Origin of the sequence: Mesorhizobium sp. M2A.F.Ca.ET.039.01.1.1 (assembly GCF_003998035.1) — a bacterium.
Taxonomy (GTDB): Bacteria; Pseudomonadota; Alphaproteobacteria; order Rhizobiales; family Rhizobiaceae; genus Mesorhizobium.
This window is the reverse complement of the sequence record NZ_RZRY01001071.1, coordinates 1-1603: the sequence shown is the minus strand read 5'-3', so window position 1 is coordinate 1603 and position 1603 is coordinate 1. Positions and strand designations below refer to the sequence as shown.

Genomic DNA, 1603 nt, shown 5'->3' with positions numbered 1-1603 from the left:
CTTCTGGTGTTCGTCCTTCTTGCCGACCGGCTTTCCCTACGTTGGAGATCCTAATGCCTTCCATGGAAGAGACCATCGCCGCGCGCGTCGAGGCAGCGGCCGATCGCATCGTCGAGACGCTGAGCGATCTCGTCGCCTTCCCCTCGATCGTGAAATCCAATCCGAAAGAGGCCGGCCCGGGCGAGCGCGACTGCCAGCTCTATCTGCAGAAGCGCCTGGAGGCGCTCGGCTTCACCACCGATCTGTGGGACCCGGACGGCCCGGCGCTCTATGAAAAATACAAGGGACGCGCCGGCGCCAACAAGGGCAGGACTTTTGAAGGCCGGCCCAATCTGGGCGGCGTGCTGAAGGGCACGGGCGGCGGCCGCTCTATCATGCTGACCGGTCATATCGACGTCGTGCCGCCAGGCGCAGCCGGACACTGGGCAACCGATCCGTTCCAGCCCGTGCTGAAGGACGGTTTCCTGCATGGGCGCGGCACCGTCGACATGAAGGGCGGCGTCGCCTGCATGCTGATGGCGGTCGAAATCCTGAAGGGGCTCGGCGTCAGTCTTTCCGGAGACATCGTCTTCACCACCGTCGTCGACGAGGAGATCGGCGGCATGGGGTCGCTGGCCATGGTCGATCGCGGCTTTAGCGCCGATGCCGGCATCATGACCGAGCCGACGGCAAACAAGATCGCGCCGCTCTGCCACGGCATATTGTGGGGCAGGATCATCATCGACGGTATCGGCGGCCATGCGGAGTTGACGCCGAACGCCTGGTATTCGAGCGGCCCGGTCGATGCGGTTCAGCTCTGCCGGCAGATCCTCGACGGCATTGATATCCTAAACCGGCGCTGGATGTTCGACCCCAGGAAGAACCATCCGCTGATGGACCTGCCCAACCAGATCATCGTCACCCAGATCAATGCCGGGGAGCACCCCTCCTCCATGGCTGGTCGCGGCGAGATCATCATCGACGCGCAGTACCTGCCGAGCGAGCATGACGAATTCAGGCTGGGCGGCAACGTCAAGCGCGAGATCGAAGAGCATATCGCCAATATCTGCCAGGCGGACCCTTATCTGCGCCGGCACCCTGCCCGGGTCGAATGGATTCTTGATGCCGACTGCGCCGAAATCCCCTCCGACAGTCCGTTTGTGAGTGTCTTCCAGGAGGCCGTGAAGGACGCCAATCTGTCGCCGGCGCTGAGCGGCTTCGGCGCGCATAGCGACATCGGCCTGCCGACAGGCCTCGGCAGCACGCCGACCGTCAATTTCGGTCCCGGCGACCCGGCGCAGGCGCATCAGCCCAATGAGCGCGTTTCGGTGCGCGACCTCGTTGATTGCACGAAGGCAATTGCGATTGCCGTGGAGAAATGGTGCCGCTAGAGCAAGCTGGAGCATGATCCAGAGAAATAGCGATCGCGCTGGCATGGCGTTCCGGCCATCTGGCAGCCGCCGCCTTGCGCCTCGAAAACCGGGCGTAAAAAGCAACATTTTTCCAATCAGATAGTCGGCTCTGGAATTTCAACCGGAAATCGAGCATGATGCGCTTGGCATTTCGGGGCGCTTCGCGCGTTTGGAATGCCGGGAGGAACGGGACATGGCCGTTGTGCTTGTAC

General features: G+C 62.6%; 1 protein-coding gene. It reads left to right on the top strand.

The features are described 5' to 3' along the window. Nucleotides 1-53: 53 nt before the first annotated feature. Nucleotides 54-1370, top strand: a complete 1317-nt coding sequence (locus EOA24_RS37320) for an ArgE/DapE family deacylase (RefSeq protein ID WP_126082319.1) — start codon at nucleotides 54-56, stop codon at nucleotides 1368-1370. The last annotated feature ends 233 nt before the right edge of the window (nucleotides 1371-1603 follow it).